We start from the raw sequence: 17,173 nt of genomic DNA, 5'->3' as shown, positions 1-17,173 counted from the left end.
TACAGGAACATACTTAATTTCAAATTTCATAACATCTTCCTTAAAAGTTAAATTGTGATTATATCGCTTCAAAATCAATATTCAATGCTAAGAATAAACTCTATCCAAAATACTTAATAAAATTTATTGAGCGATTAAATAAATCTTTTTATAATTCTAGCCTGAGTTGAATAGAGTGGGCGAAATTAGGTGATCAATAAAGTTGTTATTAATGAAAAAAAAGTTAGTAGCATTCCCATAAATGAAAATAATGAACCACTTATCGATCTAAAAGAACAAGAGGAACTTGCTTATGGCCCTCCTCCTGATACCCCTCTAACTATGGATGATTATACAAAGATAAGAAAAACTGTGTATGAAAAGCTCTGCCAAGCTCAAGAGAAATTACCTAACGGTTGGAGGTTCAGAATTTATGAGGGGTTACGTAGTTTAAATGTTCAAAAAATGTTATTTGATTCACTATACAACTCTTTAAAATTAAAAAAAACGACTGTCTCAGAAGAAGAACTTTTTACACAAACCAGTTGGTTAATTGCTCCTGTAAAGTTGTTAAATGGTACAATGAACATACCTCCTCATAGCACTGGTGGTGCAGTGGATTTAGAGGTAATGGATAAGGATGGAAGTTTAGTTAACTTGGGCATGGAAATTAAAGATTGGAATAAAGTAGCACCTAATATCTGTGAAACATTTTCACAAAACATCTCTGAGGACGCCATAAAAAATAGAAGAATACTTCTTGATATTATGTACGAACAAGGATTTGTTAATTATCCCCAAGAGTGGTGGCATTTTTCCTATGGCGACAGATTATGGGCTTACTTAAGAAATAGAAATGAAGCCATCTATGGAGGAATAACTACCTATTAAAATCATCTCACGTATCTTTCTTTCACCAGACATTTCCAGAGAATTACCGAAGAATGGTCATTCACAATGTATTGAGGTATTGTTCTGAATTAACCTCTAGGTTATTTTTTCGATAAAAAAGAATGATTATTCCTTTGCCGAAAAGTTATTTTCTTTTCATAACGTAGCAGCTGTTTGCTTCTTCATGATTAATCTTTCAGTATGATGTGTTTGAAAAGCCTTCTGATGTATTAGAAAACTTAAGGCTTATTAAATAAAATTAAGGTGGGTTATTGACTTTAAGCTCATAACTTAAGGACACCCCTAAGTTAGGTTGGTTTTTTGATGCCAGATATAAGAATTGGAGCGCTTTGAGATAGTGACTGAGAAGCACTCCAATAATGAGAAAATAAAAAGGTTAAAGATTAATAATATTCAGATACTCTCTAAATAAATTTGTGGGGATATGAACTCCGACGCCAGATAGATTAACCACAATCACAATGGTTGCTTTACTATTGGGCTCATGCATCATTAATAATAAATAGCCAAAATAATCCCCGGTATGCCCTCGCCAACCATTAATTGAGCCCATCCCATAGCCATAATTATCATATTCCGGGCATGTTGGATGTGGGCGTGAAGGATCATTATCAGCGCAGGGATCAAAACTAATCGGTAATAGGCTATTAACACGCTGTTGTTGCATTGTGGTTGATAAGAGGCTACCTGTAGCCAGCGATTCTACCCATGTTTTTAAATCTCCCAGGGTGGAAATCATGCCGCCTGCAGCTCCTGAAAAAGATGGGTCTACATAGGTTACTTCTTCCAAATCAGTACCGGCATACCCTTTTGCAAAAGGAACTGGTAGTGCCGGTGTGGTCGGATAGCTGGTTTCACTTAAGCCCAAGGGGCGAATTATTCGCTGGGAAATCTCTTTACCAATGAAATTTCCGGTTAATTGTTCAATAATCATTCCCAAGATAATGGTATTCGTATTGGAATAGTGCCAATCAGCCCCTGGAGCAAAATAAATAGTATTGTTATTCGCAATGCTAACCAGCTCTTGTGGCGACCATTTTCTTAAAAAGTTATCAACTAAGTCTTGCAGAAAGTTAGGGTCTGCACTGTAATTAAAAATTCCACTACGCATATTGCTTAATTGGGCAATGGTTGCGCTGTTATTTTGTATCGCAAAACCTAAACTACTGATCGGCGTATTTAAATTTATTAATCCTTGTTCAATTAATTGCAAAATCACCGTGGTCGTAAACGATTTGGTTAGGCTGGCAATCCGCACATGATCTAATGCACTAATTGGCCTGCCGGTGCTAATATCAGCAACCCCATCTTCAATAATTAATTGGCCTTGTCCTGGTACCCAGATGCCTGCCAATACGCCTGGGATATTATATTGTTGTTGATAACTTCGGGTAATGTTACGCAATAAATATTCGGTTGTTTTATTGATGCAGTTGTTGTTCGTGCAAGGAATAATCGTGATATTCAACTGCTCCGACAAAGATGGACCATAACACTGCAACGGGTCGGGAATATTGGTCGTCCCTTTAGTCTGGCAAAGCACCGGACCGGCGTGAATTCCTGTACCCATTTGTGAGGCATTAAGCTTTAAGTTTAAAAAACAGGATTGACTGGGAGCGAGGTTAAATGGGCTGTGACAAAGAGCCGCTCCCGCTACTTCTTCTACTCCTGGCATTGGTTTTAAAGTTAACCGCCGCATTTTTTTGCTGTTATTTTTTACGGTATATTGCACTGTGAGCATACGGTTTGCTAATAATTGCTGAGGAGCTTTGGTTACGGCTTTTATTTCAAATACGGGTATCGCCGCTTCGCTCTTTAAGGAAAATAAAGTACATAAACCAATCCACAAGCTCATTATAAAAATATTTTTTTTCATCTGAATGCATCACTTTAGAGAATATATAACCTGAAGACTGGGCATGTTTGTGTCAAGGTGCAGGCTAAAAACGACATAAATAACATTGATAGGGATTATATGTCTAGTTTAAAACTATAGTTAGTATCTTCCTTCAATAAACACTTAGAGCCAATAAGGGTAATAAAGATTTTCCTGTTAATGTGAGATTCCTCAAAGGATGTTTTTTCAATTTCTTCAGACTAATCTACTAAGCGTCTTATTTGCGAGCCAATTATAGAGATAGATTTTTTGATCTTTTAAGTGTTCTATGTACTACCCATAACTTAACTCTTAACTTAAGGGGCATCTTGAGGCTGATATTTTTTGAAATCCGTTCTACCATAAGATTAATATTCCTCAAATATTTGTTGTAATTGCTTAACCTCTTTAGTCTTGTTCAATGCAATTGATAGCAGAAGGCTTGCTTTATGAGGAGATAAGCTTTTTGCTACAATGAACCCGTATTTTTCATCATAAGTTTTATCAATACTTGTATAGTTAATCCCATAACGAGAACATCTCACAATAGGGATATTTAATTGCGCCGCTTTTGCCAATGCTTGTGATATATGATTTGGTTGATAGCCTTTTCCAAATCCGGCACTGACTATGCCGGATACTCCAGAGCTTATGGAGGCCTTAATTAAGGAGTCATCCATGCCTAAATGAGCATAAATAATTGAGACTTTCGGTAAATTGGTTAGTCCTAATATGGAAAACTCACTTTGATAGGTATGTTTGTATAGAGGGAGTGATTTCAAAATAAAGTTGCCCCCAATGATATGTCCTATCACTCCTGCACCTTCTTGAGTAAAATTATTATTTAGTCCGGGTGTATTTTTTACAGCATCACGGGCAGTAATTACATAATCATTAAATGTGACCAAAACACCTAATTTTATTGCTTTGTCGGAACTGGCTATGCTGATGGCATTATACAAATTTTTCTTTCCATCAAAAGCAAGACTATTTTGCGGATAATGGGAGCCAGTAAAAACTATTGGTTTTATTGACTTTACTGTTAGGCCAATAAAGTAAGCGATATCCTCTAAGGCATTTGTTCCTGTGGTGATTATGACACCATGAACATCATTTGAATCCAGAAGGGATTGAGTTCTTTGAGCTAATTTAATGAGTCCATCAATAGTCATTTCATGACTGATTCTTTGATCGAACTGCTCTATTATGATTTTAATATGAGGCTTTAGTTTAAACTCTTTAATAAAAGAAGAAACGGAGGCACTTGGGCCTTTATAGAATTCTGATGTAGGATCTTCACTAATGCAGCTAATAGTTCCACCTAATTCAATTATTCCAATAATTTTTTCAGTATTAGTCACTTAATAGAGCCCTGTGTTTTGAATGCATAGTACAAATTTATATGATGTGTTGGCTCTGCTATGAATAACAAATTTATCAAATTGGAGCGCTATGCTTAATAAAGGTGAGCTAAATAGCTTTCAAGGCGGGATTATATATAGGCTTTATATAATTTCAACTAATATCGCTGAGCAGCAGAGCTAATGAACTTCTTATGGCTGAGGTAAACCTTTGCTCGTAGAGATTATTAAAATCCACAAGGGAAAGAATTTCCATTAATTCATCTTATCATAACTTATTGATTTTAATAAGGATAAAACAAGAGCAATCCGATAATACTCTCCGTATTTTAACCCCAAGCGTCTCTGCAAATAAATGCGGAAACTACTATTATTTTAAAGGTTCTTCAGGATTATGAACAGGTTGTGGTTCGTCAGGTTCTAGAGGACGAGGAGGCTCTATTGGCTCTTTCATTTTTTTCTCCTTAGGCATATTCCTAATATTTAATTTAGACGGTTTCTTGGTGCTTGTCTAACGATGGTTGTACACCAATGGCGCATTCATGCGCCATTGGTGTACCGTTGGCTTAAAACCCGCTGGGTAAATTAATTGTTCCCGCGGAAGTTGGTGTAGCCGGTTTTGAGTTAATGTAACAACCCTTGGATTTTTCATTTACTGGGGTTACTGAACCATCACCACCAATGGTTAAGGTGCATAAATTGCCATTACTTCCGGCAACGGTCATTGTTGATGGAGCTGCGATATTTTTGAGTAAACATGCAGGGCTTTTCGTCACTGGATCGGGGCATTGAATCGTATTATTAACTAATACTGGTTTAAAAGGATAACCCAGATAAAGTGTGAAAGAAAACTGTGTTGCCGGAGGCGGAGTATCTCCATTACAAAGTTTCCCTTGGGTAACTCCAGGTTGAATATTTTCTAAAGTACAGGCTAGAGCCCCATTATGGTAGAAATGAATAGTTTTCGCTGTGTTTTCTCCATTATAAGCGGCTACATAGAGCGTATTGCCTGAACCAAAGGCTGCGTAACTAGGGGTATCTGCAGTGATATTGGAATTTAAGTTACCTAAGTTTCTTAAGTTTTGGATCCAATAGTAAATGCTCGGGAATGTTTCCCCTGGATCAGGAGTATTGCCCTGCTGCTCAAAGTATTGCGTATAATACTGAGCTGCCAGGGTGGGATTACCCAAGGCTAAATACTTCAGTAAGGTGCCACAATACGCCGAGTTTTTAGGATCGCCACTACAAGGGTTTTTAGCATCTTGAGTGTAAACTTGATTAACAAAATTGGCATCGAATCCTAAATACAGCGAACCTGCCGAAATAGGTAAGGTGTTGGACGCTAAATTTTGATAATAACAGGGTTGTCCTGCACAAAAATAGGTAGAGCGATCTTGCTTACCACCCCACACATTCCCCACCGTAAGGTAAGTTTGACCGGTAGAGTTATTCGACCAACCTACAGGGAACACGCCTGAGTTAGGATTTTGATTAAAATGATAATGATTAAGTGCTTGCTCTTCAGTGGTATATAAATACAAGCCAGTCTCTAAAATATCTTGAGGCGAGCTATTATCACCTGCAAAACTAAGTCCTTGCGTATTAATACCCCAAAGCACAATTGCCTGAGCTAAATTCATAAATTCAGCACTGTCTTCCTCATTATTATTATCCAAGCTGTAAGGCATGCCTAGGGCTGAGGATAAGCCCGAGTAGGGATCAAAACTGCGAAAATGTGGGAATTGCGTGGCTTCATTGCTGTCTTCGCCATATTTATAGTTGCAAATATCGCGAATCAATAAGTTAACCATGCCTCCATATTGTTGCGCCCAAGTTTTATCAAACTGGGCAATGGTAGCTGCTGAGTCTAATAAATACCCCCAGTGGAAGCCATGATCGGTTAAGGTGGTGGCGGTAAAAAAGCCACTTGGAAAGCCCATCATGGAATGCCAGTCGCTGTTGTAGCTATAAAACCAGCTTCCTTGAGGCCGTGTACAATCACTGGTGCCTCCAGGACAGGCATCCGTATAATTTAAACCGGTTAGAAAACTAGTAACCTGACCTTTGAGTTGCTGGAGCAAGGTATTTCTAATCGTTTGATATTTGGTCGCTGAGGTACTATCTGAACGCATCAACACATCGGCTATTTTAATTAATTGAGCTTCGCGACTTAATAATTTGCCGGTAGCATAAGTATCCGTCCAGGGATTCTTTGAATCCAGATGGGGATCCGGGGGCATAGCAAAAGAGTAACTACCCAGTTTGGTTAAGTCGCTTTGACTTAACTTGTTAGGTAATACCGGCAATATTCCTCTAAAAGGCACTTGAGTCGTAAATGAGGCCATTTGTTCCGTAGTATTGGGAACGGCATATAAGTGCATCGTTCCTTTCAGGGTTTGAATTACCCCCTTGTTACTGGCGCATTCATCGTTTAATAAACAATGAGCTTTATCGGCACTGCTCAGATTCTTAATTTGCCAAGGGTAAAGCATGATTGCAGGCTGTTTTTGTACCGACGCATTGCTATAAAGCGTTTGGGTGGTGAAATTAAAATGCGTTACTACCTGCGCATTCGCTTTATCATATTCATAGCTAATCGCCGTATTATTAATTACGGTGTAGGCATATGCTTGCAATTGGTTCATCAATTGTACGGCTTCTGCATCGGATGCCGCAGGAATGGCCGCCAGGGTAAAATAGCTGTCCGCATCATTAGTATTGATTAAGGTGGCAGGAACAATAGTTCCACTTCCTCCTTGGTTGGTGGGTACAATAACTACGCCAGAGGCAGTTTTCCAGCTGCTCGCTGCCTTATTTGGATTAGAAAAATAGGCATAATAATGATAGCTTCCCTCGGAAGCATTCTTAGTTTTAAATAGACTCGCCCCATTTTGCTGAGCCAGGAGTTTCGCCTCTTGGGAGTTGTTGAATTGCACATAAGAAAGCGCTTGCTTGTTTTTCTTTTCAACAAAGATAAAAGGCGAACCTTCAATAATATTTGCTGTTAATAAGGGGGTATTATTGTTAGCCCATTGTGCTTTAACCATCCAGTCTGAATAATCAGCCACTAAGGGGGCGGTTCCTTTTAAATCTCCGGTGGTCACGGTAAGGTCTAGAGTATTGGTATAGCCGCGATCTATATGGGCGTTATCCACATTCGCTTTTTGTAATGGAATTCCCATAGCGATCCCTTGCTCGCTTAAACTCACGGTAAGCGGATTAGCAATCATCAGTAATGGGGATAAATAATCACTGTCTTGAATTTGTCCTGCTGGTTTATCTACAGCAAGTAAAGGCGTCCACCACATACCTGTAGTTGAGGGTTTATTGGCTAAACCAAATTGACTGCCTCTAAAAAGTTTTTTTAAAGTGGAATAGTTATTGATTAACGGGTACCCCGCATCTTTGGAAACCCGGGAGGGGTAAGTTTGGGCTAATTTAGAAATTTGTTGATTATCATAATATATTCCTTGGCCTAAAGCAGTCTCGGCCTGCGCCACAGTGATCTGCGTAAATAGAGTCAAGGTTATATATGAGCAGTATTTTTTAACGTGATTAAAGAAACACCGATGCTCCGTCATAAGTTATCGCTCCGTCTTTATTTAGTGGAACCTTTAACTTTAGTACGCATAAAAATTATTTCAAGTTATCTCAAAGAAAAAAATGGAAGAATGCGCGCCAGCATTCAGAGAATGAATACTGCGCAATTACTCCTTGGTGGATTTAACTTACTTGGTGGGGGATTGTTTCTAGTTCAATGCTATTGCTCTCTTGTTCACTGGTTGCGGTTTTGCTGCTGCTGAAAAAGGAAAACATTTTACTCCAGAGACTACCACTGGCTCCATTATTTCCTTCGAGAGAGGGTGTTGATTCTTGATAGCGATTGCTTAAATTAAAATGAGTTATTGCATGCTGTTCGGCGAGATAGGGAAATGAATCTTTGGCCGCTTTTGGTGGGAGTTCTTTAGTAGGGACTTTATAATAATGTTCGGCGGCAGTAGCTATCAGGGCCTCTATTTTACTGAGTAGAGAAAGTTCCTCGATTTCAATATAAGCGGTAGGAATCATACTTCTTAAAGTAGCTAAGTCTTCAATTAGCGTTTGCAAGCGCAAATAAAGCTTACTGAACTCCTCTAAGCTATGGTTATATTGTTCCGCATAGTTTTTGCTCAGTTGCTCTAGGGTGTATTGTTCTAAGCCTTTCCCCAGTAGTTGATGATAAATATAGCTTAACTTTGTTGTTGCGGGGGAATTGGGTAATTCTTTGTAGGCAGGGTTATTGGTTATTTCATCAAGCATTGCTTGTGAGGTACTTTCGAGATGATTTAATTGGGTTAAAATTGCGGCGAAGAAATGCTGGAGCCTATGGTCTATTGATTCTTGCAGGCAATTAAATTCCTTTTCTAATTCTTGGGCATGTAAAACTAATGTATTGTTGATGTTGATAAAGCACAAGTTACTCAATGCAGTGCAAAACTGGTGCATACTGAGATGATTTGCCGTGGGTAATGCTGCGAATTTATTAAGAATAGCCAGCAGTGCTTGATAGAGTTCAGCTTTTTCGTGTTTGCGATTGGCATCCCAGTAGTGGGTTAAATATTGTTGGCCCACCAATTGGATTACGACTCCGAAGGTTTTCAATATCTGCTCTTGGGTCAGCTCTGATTGCAAAATGGACGGTTCGTTATTGACGAGGTTGAGAATATTTTTTTCTAAAACCGTTCCCGCGGTATTAAGCATTTCAATGAGATTCGTTTTGTTATGATCAAGACCAAATAATTTAAAAAAATAGGTTTGTATTAGCAGCGCATGTTCTTCGTTGACGTAACCGGTGTAGGCGGTGAAGTAATCATCAAAGAGCGCATAGCGATGACCTTGATGCAGCATCATGCGTTGTGTGTTATGGCCCATGAAGGAATAGTGAGTGGCATTATAGGCTTCATAGCCTGGTTGGTTTTCTTGTATTTTATTATAGAGCCTACGCAAAATAGCGGGGAAATCGAGATTGGCTAAGTTGATGTGTTGTGCCTCGTCTTCAATTTCCATATATTTTTTACCCAAGGCACTGTGTGGAAGGAAGAGTTGCCTGCCATCATTAAAACTCACGCCGTGTTGGCTTAAAAAGTGAATTATTTTAAAAAGCATTAACTTTTGTACGTGGGTGGTTTTGTAGCCTGGGGGAGCCACAATGATATCTTGTTGTGAGCCATTATTGCCGCTGGAGCCGGTACCATGGTGTCCGGGCATGGAGTAAAAAGCAAAATGCTGTTTTTCTGCCGCGGCTAAACTTGGAAATACGGGGGTGAATCCTCGGTCCGAGTGTTCATTACTATAATAGATGAACTCACTGTGCTCGATGAGTGCTGGAAGGACAAAAAATCGCTCGTCATACCAGGTAATCGGAAAGCAATCGCCAGGAACCGGATCGATGGCGAATAAGCTTAAAGACAGATCTCCTAGGTTGCTTTTTAAGCGGTTAAACCAGGATTCTTGTTCTGTCTGAGCGATGAGATTGATTTGTGTTTTTAAGGGTTCGATGATATCTGGGGTGTTGTTAGTGGGGGCGCTCTTTCGTCGTTTGCTTTGTTGTTCACCGAGGCTTTTTAATACTTCGTTAAAGTTGGTGCAGGTGCCTATTGTGGCGCGGATATTCTCTAATTCATGGGCGATTAAAATCGCTTCTATTGCCCCTCGGCTGTGGGCTAATAGATTGACTTTTACTTGTCCGCGACTTACCGCGTTGACTATGGCGGCTAAGCCGTAGGCAATTTTTTCCCCCACATTGGCGCCATCGGTTTTGGGGCCATTCATTACGGTGATTTCATCAGCTTGCAAGGCGTAGGGATTTTTAATATCCGTCTTCGCGCATCGCTTTGCCGCCGGGGCCGTGATTAAAGAAGAAATGAGGCTGAGGGTTTCACCTTTAGGATAATCGCATACCTTAGCTCCTTTACTATAGGGAGCTCGTTTCGCAACTTTCTTTAGCTCAGGGTAATACTCTGTATTGGTACCGAGCAGGGTCAAGGTTAATGGTTGTTTTTCAATTTTACCGTCCATAGTAGTGCCATTTTGCGGTGTTACAGGGCATTATTGTTAGCATTGAACGGCAAAATAAACAAGCCCCTCTGGTGCTAGGTTTCCTGACTTAAGTTGAAAATGGAATGGCTGAGGTCCTCATGAGTTTTTGATTAGTAGCTAATGCGAAATTCAAGGGATGGTTTTCGGCGATGGGTGTTGAGGTGCTATTGAAAAAAGAGGGCTAGTTCTAGAGTTTCACCTTCCTGCTCCTTGACGAGGTTCTCATTTCAGACTATTTCTTTATGTTATGAGAAAATTGATCATGTTTTAATCAAAGGCGCAATAGGCGGCGATTTACATAGAGAGTCCCAAAGGGATAAGAGTAATTTTTTTAGCATGGTTAAGCCATTGGGCGCAAGCACAGTTAAATATGACCTTAAATTCTATTTTATACACCCGAATCGCGCACTGTATTGAATAGATTGTGGTGAATGGATTCTCAAATTTATTACATAGGAAATATCATGAAATATAGCCATCCTAATCAAGCCGATGCCAAAGTTAATTTTAAATCCCGTTACTACAATTTCATTAATGGTGAATGGATTCCTCCGCAACGTGGAAATTATTTTGATAACCTCAGCCCGGTTAATGGGCAAAAATTCTGTGAGATTCCCCGTTCTACCGCTGAGGATATTGAATTAGCTTTGGATGCCGCCCATAAAGCCAAAGCGGATTGGGGGAAAACGCCGGTTGCCCAACGCGCGCTTATCCTAAATCGTATTGCAGACCGTCTTGAAGCTAATTTAGAAATGTTAGCCGTTGCAGAAACTTGGGATAATGGAAAACCGATTCGTGAAACCTTAGCGGCAGATATTCCTTTAGCCATTGACCATTTTCGTTATTTTTCTGGATGCATCCGTGCCCAAGAAGGCAGTCTTTCCCAGATAGATGAGCAAACGGTAGCCTATCATTTTCATGAGCCCTTAGGTGTTGTTGGCCAGATTATTCCCTGGAATTTTCCTATCCTGATGGCGGCGTGGAAATTAGCTCCCGCTTTAGCTGCAGGAAATTGTGTGGTGATGAAGCCTGCCGAGCAAACGCCAGCCAGTATTTTAGTGGTGGCGGAGTTGATTCAAGACTTATTGCCTCCAGGGGTTTTAAATATTGTTAATGGTTTTGGAGTGGAAGCCGGAAAGCCTTTAGCAAGTAATAAGCGCATCGCTAAAATTGCATTTACCGGAGAAACCACGACTGGCCGCCTAATTATGCAATATGCATCAGAAAATTTAATTCCGGTCACTCTCGAACTGGGTGGTAAATCACCGAATTTGTTCTTTGCCGACATCATGAGCGAATCCGATGAATTCTTTCAAAAAACATTGGAAGGATTTAGCATGTTTGCCCTGAATCAGGGGGAGGTGTGTACCTGTCCCTCGAGAGCACTCATTGATAAGAAGATTTATAAAGAGTTTTTACCACACGCCATTGAGCGGGTTAGATTAATTAAACAAGGCCATCCTTTAGATACCGAAACGATGATTGGTGCTCAAGCGTCCAATGATCAAAAAGAAAAAATCTTATCGTACATTGCCTTGGCGAAAGAAGAGGGAGGAGCCATTCTTACTGGTGGCGAAGTTGCTCAGTTATCTTCTGATTTAAATGAGGGTTTTTATGTTCAACCCACAATTATTGAGGGACATAATAAGATGCGTGTGTTCCAAGAAGAAATCTTTGGCCCTGTACTCTGTGTTACTTCTTTTAATGATGAAAGCGATGCCATCGACATTGCCAATGATACTTTATATGGTTTAGGTGCCGGTTTATGGACACGCGATCAGAATAGAGCCTTCAGAGTAGGGCGGGCGATACAAGCAGGACGAGTATGGACTAATTGTTATCATTTATACCCCGCCCATGCGGCATTTGGCGGTTACAAACAGTCGGGTATAGGTCGAGAAAATCATCGAATGATGTTGGATCATTACCAACAAACTAAGAATTTATTGGTTAGTTACGCGACTAAACCTTTAGGATTTTTTTAATCATGAATGCACCTGCTCGGGTAATTGCCACTCCTTTAGCAGAGGAGTGGCTAAACAAATTAACCCAAGAGCATGGAGCATTATTATTGCATCAGTCTGGCGGGTGCTGTGATGGCAGCGCCCCCATGTGCTATTTGCGAAATGAATTTAAAATAGGTGCTAGTGATGTATGTTTGGGAGATATCAAAGGGACTCCAGTTTATATGAGTGCCTCGCAATTTGCTTATTGGCAACACACGCAATTAATTATTGATGTAGTTCCAGGTAGAGGCTCTGGATTTTCACTGGAAGCACCGGAAGGCATTCGCTTTTTAACGCGCTCGCGTGTTTTTAGTGAGGAAGAAATTGCAGCACTTAAAGGATAATTTCTCTTTTATTTGTTTTTGCCCTATCCATGTAATAAAAATACGCCAAAGTTGTTCTTATCCTGCTTCTGAATGTAAGAAACAGGATACTTGTTAATGAGGACTGAGTAATATTAATTCGAATTAACGCCGATCTCGTTCTCTTCGGACCAGCGGTCATTAATAATTATTAGTTCACCCCATCGGTTACGAACAATATATGTATTCTAATCAGCTTGCCCTAGGTTTAACGGATCCTTAGGGTAGACAATCCGGTTTCCAAGGATTCTTCAGATGCCTGAAATGCTTCAGTTAAAGTCCTGATGGTTGCCGCGTCCAATGTTTTCTCATTCACCATGTGCGGATTAAGCAACCTGGAAATTTGGATTTTCTTTCTCTCGGTATTCGGTGCCGCCGAGGGCTGTGCAGTCGTCGACGCATCAAGATTCGCTGGGTAAGTCGATAAAGTAGAAGTCGTATTTTGCGATGCGGGGAAAAATAATGCCGACCTCCCATTGTTATAGAGACTTGGGGTTTGCTCCGATGCGGCGGGGGAGTCGGCATGATGAACATAAGTAGCCTGCTTGGTAGCTGACACTATAGTTTTGGGTTGAGCAGCACGTTTCTTGGGGGATTTATGTATGGGTTGAGGATGACTTAATTCCCGGTTTTTATCCATTTTTAACTGGAATTGATATTTCATCACGGAAGGATCATTCTCCAAATTAGTGGGGGACGGCGTATAGTTAAAAACAAAAAAATTTTTGTTCATTGGATTATCCGTGTTTTTTGTCTGTCTTGGTAAAATATTATTTTGAGGCATAATGTACCTTGTTAATTAATTTTGTTTAAAGGGAGGTCATTATGTGCTGTCATGCATATTATTTCAATGATATTAAAAAGGAATGCTCACTATGTGATGCCAGGCCTTGTATTTTGAATTTAAAACGATGATCATCAGTTGGAAATAAACAATCCCTCCTGTCTAAGGTGGGTTTCTGCTAATGATAAAATGATAAGGATATCACATGCTATTTTTAGGATTGTGCAAGCAAAACGTCTTAAGGCGTACGTTAGTTTCATTATGTAGCCTATTGGTTTTTTTAGTAAATCAAACCTCCGCAGCGGGTAGTGGGCGATTTTTTAATGTTTCTGCTACAGGTACTGCATCTCAGTTGAATATCACTTTATGTCTTAATGGTAAAGGCCCCGTTTCCTGCCAAAACTATGAGGTTTCTGCTTTAGACTTAAGCCTGAGCACAACAATTCCTAATCACCTCTATCCCGCGGCGGGAATACGGGTTAATACGCCAGGTTACTCATTGACCGGATGTGCACCCTACCCTAATGGATATTGTTTATTCTCAGTCAGTAATACGTCGCCAGTAAAAATAGCGCTAACTAATACCTTGAATCAAACCACATTGATATCCAATAATAGCTCATTAGCGCTCACGGTTAAGTGCCCAATAGGAGCAGCGGGCTGTGTTTATGTAAATGAGGCATTAACCGGTCAATCCAGAAAAATAACCATTACTAACAATGGACTAATTACTGCCACCAATGTGTCGGTTACCGCAACGGGGCTTCCCTCAGGTACCAACATCACCTCCTCAACCTGTAGTGGCGTATTAGATCCCTCGGGCTCATGTAGCATAACCGTTACCCCCGGTAATACCGCAAGCTCAGCGTGCACGACCGGTACTGCTCCAACGGAGGGAATCATCACGGTAAAGGGCAGCAATACCAATGCCAGTCAGATTAAAACTGTCGTACTTAGTTATGGCTGTATTTATCAAGGCGGGTTTGTGTATGCACTGAATGATACTACGTCAAGCACCCAAAGTGTTGGGGGCAAAGTGACCGCTCTTAGCGACCAGGTTTCGCCCGGCACTGGCATTCTTTGGAGTGCGGATAGCGCGGGTAATTATGATGATGGGATAAGTATTTGGGGGATTGATGAGACTTCAACTACCAATATCCCAAGCCCCAATACAAGCTCCAGCCCACCGGCGACCTTATATCCTGGGCAATCTAATTGCAACGGCATAAGCGATGGCTCTTGCAACACCAACAACATTTATATTTATTACAGTAATTTTGCTTCGTCTATTCCTTCCTTAGCAAGCTATGCTGCGGGCCGTTGCAAACAAGAAATTAATGGCTATTCAGATTGGTATTTACCGTCTATTTGCGAGATGGGCCCAGACTCCGGCGCTCTGATATGCCCCTCTCCGGCGCTCCAAAACATGGTTGATAATTTGCCCATTCTCATCGATAACTGCACTGGCGCAAAATGCTTGGTGGGAGATCATTGGAGTTCTACGGAACAAGCAGGTAACCCAAGTGACAATGCCTGGTCTGAGTGCTTTGCCTCTGGAGGCAATAGTGAACAATGTATTGATATTAAGAGTGAACTTTTAGGCGTTCGTTGTTCACGAACATTGACTTTTTAGTGGTGCTGGGGCGTTAAGCCCCCTAAGCATTGCGCATGTAGATAATTTCCACTAGTCAGGCTTTTTGCTTGGCAAAGCTCCTGAACGTACTAATTCTTCATGAAAACCTAACGAGTGATAATTGGTAACTCTATCCAGAAAGATTATCCCATCTAAATGGTCGTATTCATGTTGTACTACTCGTGCATGCAGGTCGGAGGCCTCGCGTTCAATTAAATTGCCATTCGCATCATAACCACGATACATGATGTGTTTATGACGAGGAACTTTCCCTCGTAGCTGCCCCACGCTTAAACAACCTTCATAGGCCTCTTCCATCTCATCAGAAAGAGGTTCAAATGAGGGATTAAATAACACAGTGAAGGGAATAGATGGTAAATCAGTACGAACAGGATGCTGTTGCATGCCAAAAACAAGAGCGCGTTTTTGGATGGCAATTTGGGGGGCCGCTAGCCCTAAACCTTGTTGCTCCTCTAGGGTTTTAAACAGAAGGGATTCCAATTCTTTTAATTCTTCAGTACCAAATAGATCTCCTGAAATGGGTTCGGAGATCATTCTAAGTAAAGGGTTTCCTAGTTGGATTACTGCATGTGCATTCATTATCTCGCCTTTAATATCTGGATAGTGTTACAACTATAGCGCGGAGCGAGCAAAATATACTCTATAAAATGCGGATTGTTAATTTGTTTCGTTATTTAAGCGCTTCATTTCCATCAAAATGTTTACATAAAAATCATCTAAATTTAAAATGAGTCTAATTTTGTTTAGATAATTAGCTCTCAATGTATTCAAAACTCACTGCAGTGTCCTCAGAAATTTTTTTTAAAGCGCCAAAGAACGAAGTGAACCAAAAAAAAACCTCAAGAGATCCGAGTATGCTTCAAAAACTACAGGGCTTACTTAATAGTAAGCGGATTTATTTATTATTTGGTCATTATGATGTTGAGGTCTTATTTCAAGAAGAGGGTTTACGCGTTACCAATTTACATTCACATGGTGTCATGCGAACTTGCGCTCTGGTTCATTTTTCTTCACTAATTCCTGATTGGCTCCAAGATACTCATCATAAAATTTATCAAGGAGCATCAATTGGTCAAACCATTAAAGAGGATCACTTTGATTTAACCAAAAAAGATTCTTTTTTAGGTGTTACTGACTTACCCGAATTTGCCAGGCTTAAGATGGACACAGAAGAAAACAAAGCAGCTGTACACATTTATCAACTTATGGTGAGTCATCCTGAAACTGCTGAAACAGTGATGTATTGTACTATTACTGAAGTGCATAGTCCTCAGTATTTAACTTTTGGAGACTTACTCCACTTAAGTTCTGCTCCTCTATCTCCTCCTTGCGTAATTACCGATGAAGTACAACAATGTCTTACTGAATTTAAAGGGCTAGAGCAATTACTTAGCCAGGAATTGAATGTGCTTAGATAAAAATAAAGCTTTGGTTTTGAGTTTGTATGGGCAAAAATTGAGGTCTGGTTCTGCTTGATTACTATGAGCAGGTAAATAGGTTTATGGATTAGAATAACCTATGAGGCAAATAGGTGTATGAGGTTGTTATGAAAGCAGTTTGTGTTTATCTTGGTGCGAACTTTGGCAATAGTAAGTTATTTGAACAGGCAGCTATCCAGCTTGCTCATGAGCTTGTTCGTCGCGATCTGACCTTGATTTATGGTGGCTCACGTTTAGGGATGATGGGGCTTTTGGCCACTACGGTAAAAGAACTAGGAGGTAAGGCCATCGGGGTTATAACTACCCACCTCTTAGACAAAGAAAAGTTCTTGGAAGGACTGGACCAACTGCATATAGTTGACTCCATGCAAGAGCGGAAAAAAATGTTGCAGCAGTTAGCTGATGTTTTTATTGCCATGCCCGGCGGGTTGGGCACTTTAGAAGAGGCGATTGAAACTTGGAATTCCATCAAAATAGGAGAGCTGCATAAAAAAATAGGTTTTTTGAATATTGATAATTACTTTGAAAAACTCTTTTATTTTATAAATGACTGTGAGCGTAATGGATTTATGAACGCGCAGCAAACGACCATACCCATCGTAAACAAAGATCCTTCTTTATTACTTAATCATTTACTATAAATAGTGGATGGGCGTAGAGCGGTTGCTACGCTCATGATGGAACCCCATCATTCTAATTTTCCAGAGTTTACATCTATTTTG

12 protein-coding genes are annotated in these 17,173 nt (G+C 40.2%); 6 read left to right on the top strand and 6 right to left on the bottom strand.

The window, feature by feature from the left end:
- The first annotated feature begins 189 nt into the window (after nt 1–189).
- On the top strand, nt 190–870 hold the full coding sequence (locus tag ACD661_RS08755; RefSeq protein ID WP_400187482.1) for a M15 family metallopeptidase: 681 nt from the start codon (nt 190–192) through the stop codon (nt 868–870).
- Nucleotides 871–1,267: 397 nt separating this feature from the next.
- On the opposite strand, the gene ACD661_RS08750 is transcribed toward ACD661_RS08755, so the two are convergent.
- The 4 genes from ACD661_RS08750 to ACD661_RS08735 all read right to left on the bottom strand — a co-directional run bounded on the left by ACD661_RS08750 (nt 1,268) and on the right by ACD661_RS08735 (nt 10,185).
- Nucleotides 1,268–2,767, bottom strand: coding sequence for a serine hydrolase domain-containing protein (locus ACD661_RS08750; protein ID WP_400187481.1), 1,500 nt, complete (start codon nt 2,765–2,767; stop codon nt 1,268–1,270).
- 368 nt (nt 2,768–3,135) lie between these two features.
- Nucleotides 3,136–4,128 carry an asparaginase gene (locus ACD661_RS08745; protein WP_400187480.1) on the bottom strand — a complete coding sequence of 331 codons (993 nt, stop codon included), beginning with the start codon at nt 4,126–4,128 and terminating at the stop codon, nt 3,136–3,138.
- Between the two features lie 566 nt (nt 4,129–4,694).
- Nucleotides 4,695–7,709: a glycosyl hydrolase gene (locus tag ACD661_RS08740; RefSeq protein WP_400187479.1), complete on the bottom strand. Its 3,015-nt coding sequence runs from the start codon at nt 7,707–7,709 to the stop codon at nt 4,695–4,697.
- A 142-nt stretch (nt 7,710–7,851) separates the two neighbouring features.
- Nucleotides 7,852–10,185 carry a hypothetical protein gene (locus tag ACD661_RS08735; RefSeq protein ID WP_400187478.1) on the bottom strand — a complete coding sequence of 778 codons (2,334 nt, stop codon included), beginning with the start codon at nt 10,183–10,185 and terminating at the stop codon, nt 7,852–7,854.
- Between the two features lie 485 nt (nt 10,186–10,670).
- On the opposite strand from ACD661_RS08735, the gene exaC reads away from it, so the two are divergent.
- Nucleotides 10,671–12,191, top strand: coding sequence for an acetaldehyde dehydrogenase ExaC (exaC, locus tag ACD661_RS08730; RefSeq protein ID WP_400187477.1), 1,521 nt, complete (start codon nt 10,671–10,673; stop codon nt 12,189–12,191).
- A gap of 2 nt (nt 12,192–12,193) precedes the next feature.
- Nucleotides 12,194–12,556 (top strand): DUF779 domain-containing protein, encoded by a 363-nt coding sequence (locus ACD661_RS08725; RefSeq protein WP_400187476.1) that lies wholly within the window; start codon nt 12,194–12,196, stop codon nt 12,554–12,556.
- Nucleotides 12,557–12,782: 226 nt separating this feature from the next.
- Here the strand turns inward: ACD661_RS08725 and ACD661_RS08720 are convergent, their stop codons facing one another.
- Nucleotides 12,783–13,307: a hypothetical protein gene (locus ACD661_RS08720; protein ID WP_400187475.1), complete on the bottom strand. Its 525-nt coding sequence runs from the start codon at nt 13,305–13,307 to the stop codon at nt 12,783–12,785.
- 256 nt (nt 13,308–13,563) lie between these two features.
- Between ACD661_RS08720 and ACD661_RS08715 the strand changes: the two genes are divergently transcribed.
- Nucleotides 13,564–14,991: a hypothetical protein gene (locus ACD661_RS08715; protein WP_400187474.1), complete on the top strand. Its 1,428-nt coding sequence runs from the start codon at nt 13,564–13,566 to the stop codon at nt 14,989–14,991.
- A gap of 51 nt (nt 14,992–15,042) precedes the next feature.
- Here the strand turns inward: ACD661_RS08715 and def are convergent, their stop codons facing one another.
- Nucleotides 15,043–15,591 carry a peptide deformylase gene (gene def, locus ACD661_RS08710; protein ID WP_400187473.1) on the bottom strand — a complete coding sequence of 183 codons (549 nt, stop codon included), beginning with the start codon at nt 15,589–15,591 and terminating at the stop codon, nt 15,043–15,045.
- Between the two features lie 275 nt (nt 15,592–15,866).
- Between def and ACD661_RS08705 the strand changes: the two genes are divergently transcribed.
- Nucleotides 15,867–16,430 carry a hypothetical protein gene (locus ACD661_RS08705; RefSeq protein ID WP_400187472.1) on the top strand — a complete coding sequence of 188 codons (564 nt, stop codon included), beginning with the start codon at nt 15,867–15,869 and terminating at the stop codon, nt 16,428–16,430.
- A 128-nt stretch (nt 16,431–16,558) separates the two neighbouring features.
- The gene (locus tag ACD661_RS08700; RefSeq protein ID WP_400187471.1) at nt 16,559–17,092 is read left to right on the top strand and encodes an LOG family protein; all 534 of its coding nucleotides are present in this window, start codon (nt 16,559–16,561) and stop codon (nt 17,090–17,092) included.
- Nucleotides 17,093–17,173: the final 81 nt, after the last annotated feature.

This window comes from Legionella lytica (assembly GCF_044626755.1).
GTDB lineage: Bacteria > Pseudomonadota > Gammaproteobacteria > Legionellales > Legionellaceae > Legionella > Legionella lytica_A.
This window is presented reverse-complemented; position numbering and strand designations above follow the sequence as displayed.

Excerpts from the sequence above, each read along its gene's own strand:
- ACD661_RS08750 (WP_400187481.1), bottom strand. The coding sequence starts at position 2,767 with ATGAAAAAAAATATTTTTATAATGAGCTTGTGGATTGGTTTATGTACT.
- ACD661_RS08740 (WP_400187479.1), bottom strand. The coding sequence starts at position 7,709 with ATGACGGAGCATCGGTGTTTCTTTAATCACGTTAAAAAATACTGCTCA.
- ACD661_RS08735 (WP_400187478.1), bottom strand. The coding sequence starts at position 10,185 with ATGGACGGTAAAATTGAAAAACAACCATTAACCTTGACCCTGCTCGGT.
- exaC (WP_400187477.1), top strand. The coding sequence starts at position 10,671 with ATGAAATATAGCCATCCTAATCAAGCCGATGCCAAAGTTAATTTTAAA.
- ACD661_RS08725 (WP_400187476.1), top strand. The coding sequence starts at position 12,194 with ATGAATGCACCTGCTCGGGTAATTGCCACTCCTTTAGCAGAGGAGTGG.
- ACD661_RS08720 (WP_400187475.1), bottom strand. The coding sequence starts at position 13,307 with ATGAACAAAAATTTTTTTGTTTTTAACTATACGCCGTCCCCCACTAAT.
- ACD661_RS08715 (WP_400187474.1), top strand. The coding sequence starts at position 13,564 with ATGCTATTTTTAGGATTGTGCAAGCAAAACGTCTTAAGGCGTACGTTA.
- def (WP_400187473.1), bottom strand. The coding sequence starts at position 15,591 with ATGAATGCACATGCAGTAATCCAACTAGGAAACCCTTTACTTAGAATG.
- ACD661_RS08705 (WP_400187472.1), top strand. The coding sequence starts at position 15,867 with ATGCTTCAAAAACTACAGGGCTTACTTAATAGTAAGCGGATTTATTTA.
- ACD661_RS08700 (WP_400187471.1), top strand. The coding sequence starts at position 16,559 with ATGAAAGCAGTTTGTGTTTATCTTGGTGCGAACTTTGGCAATAGTAAG.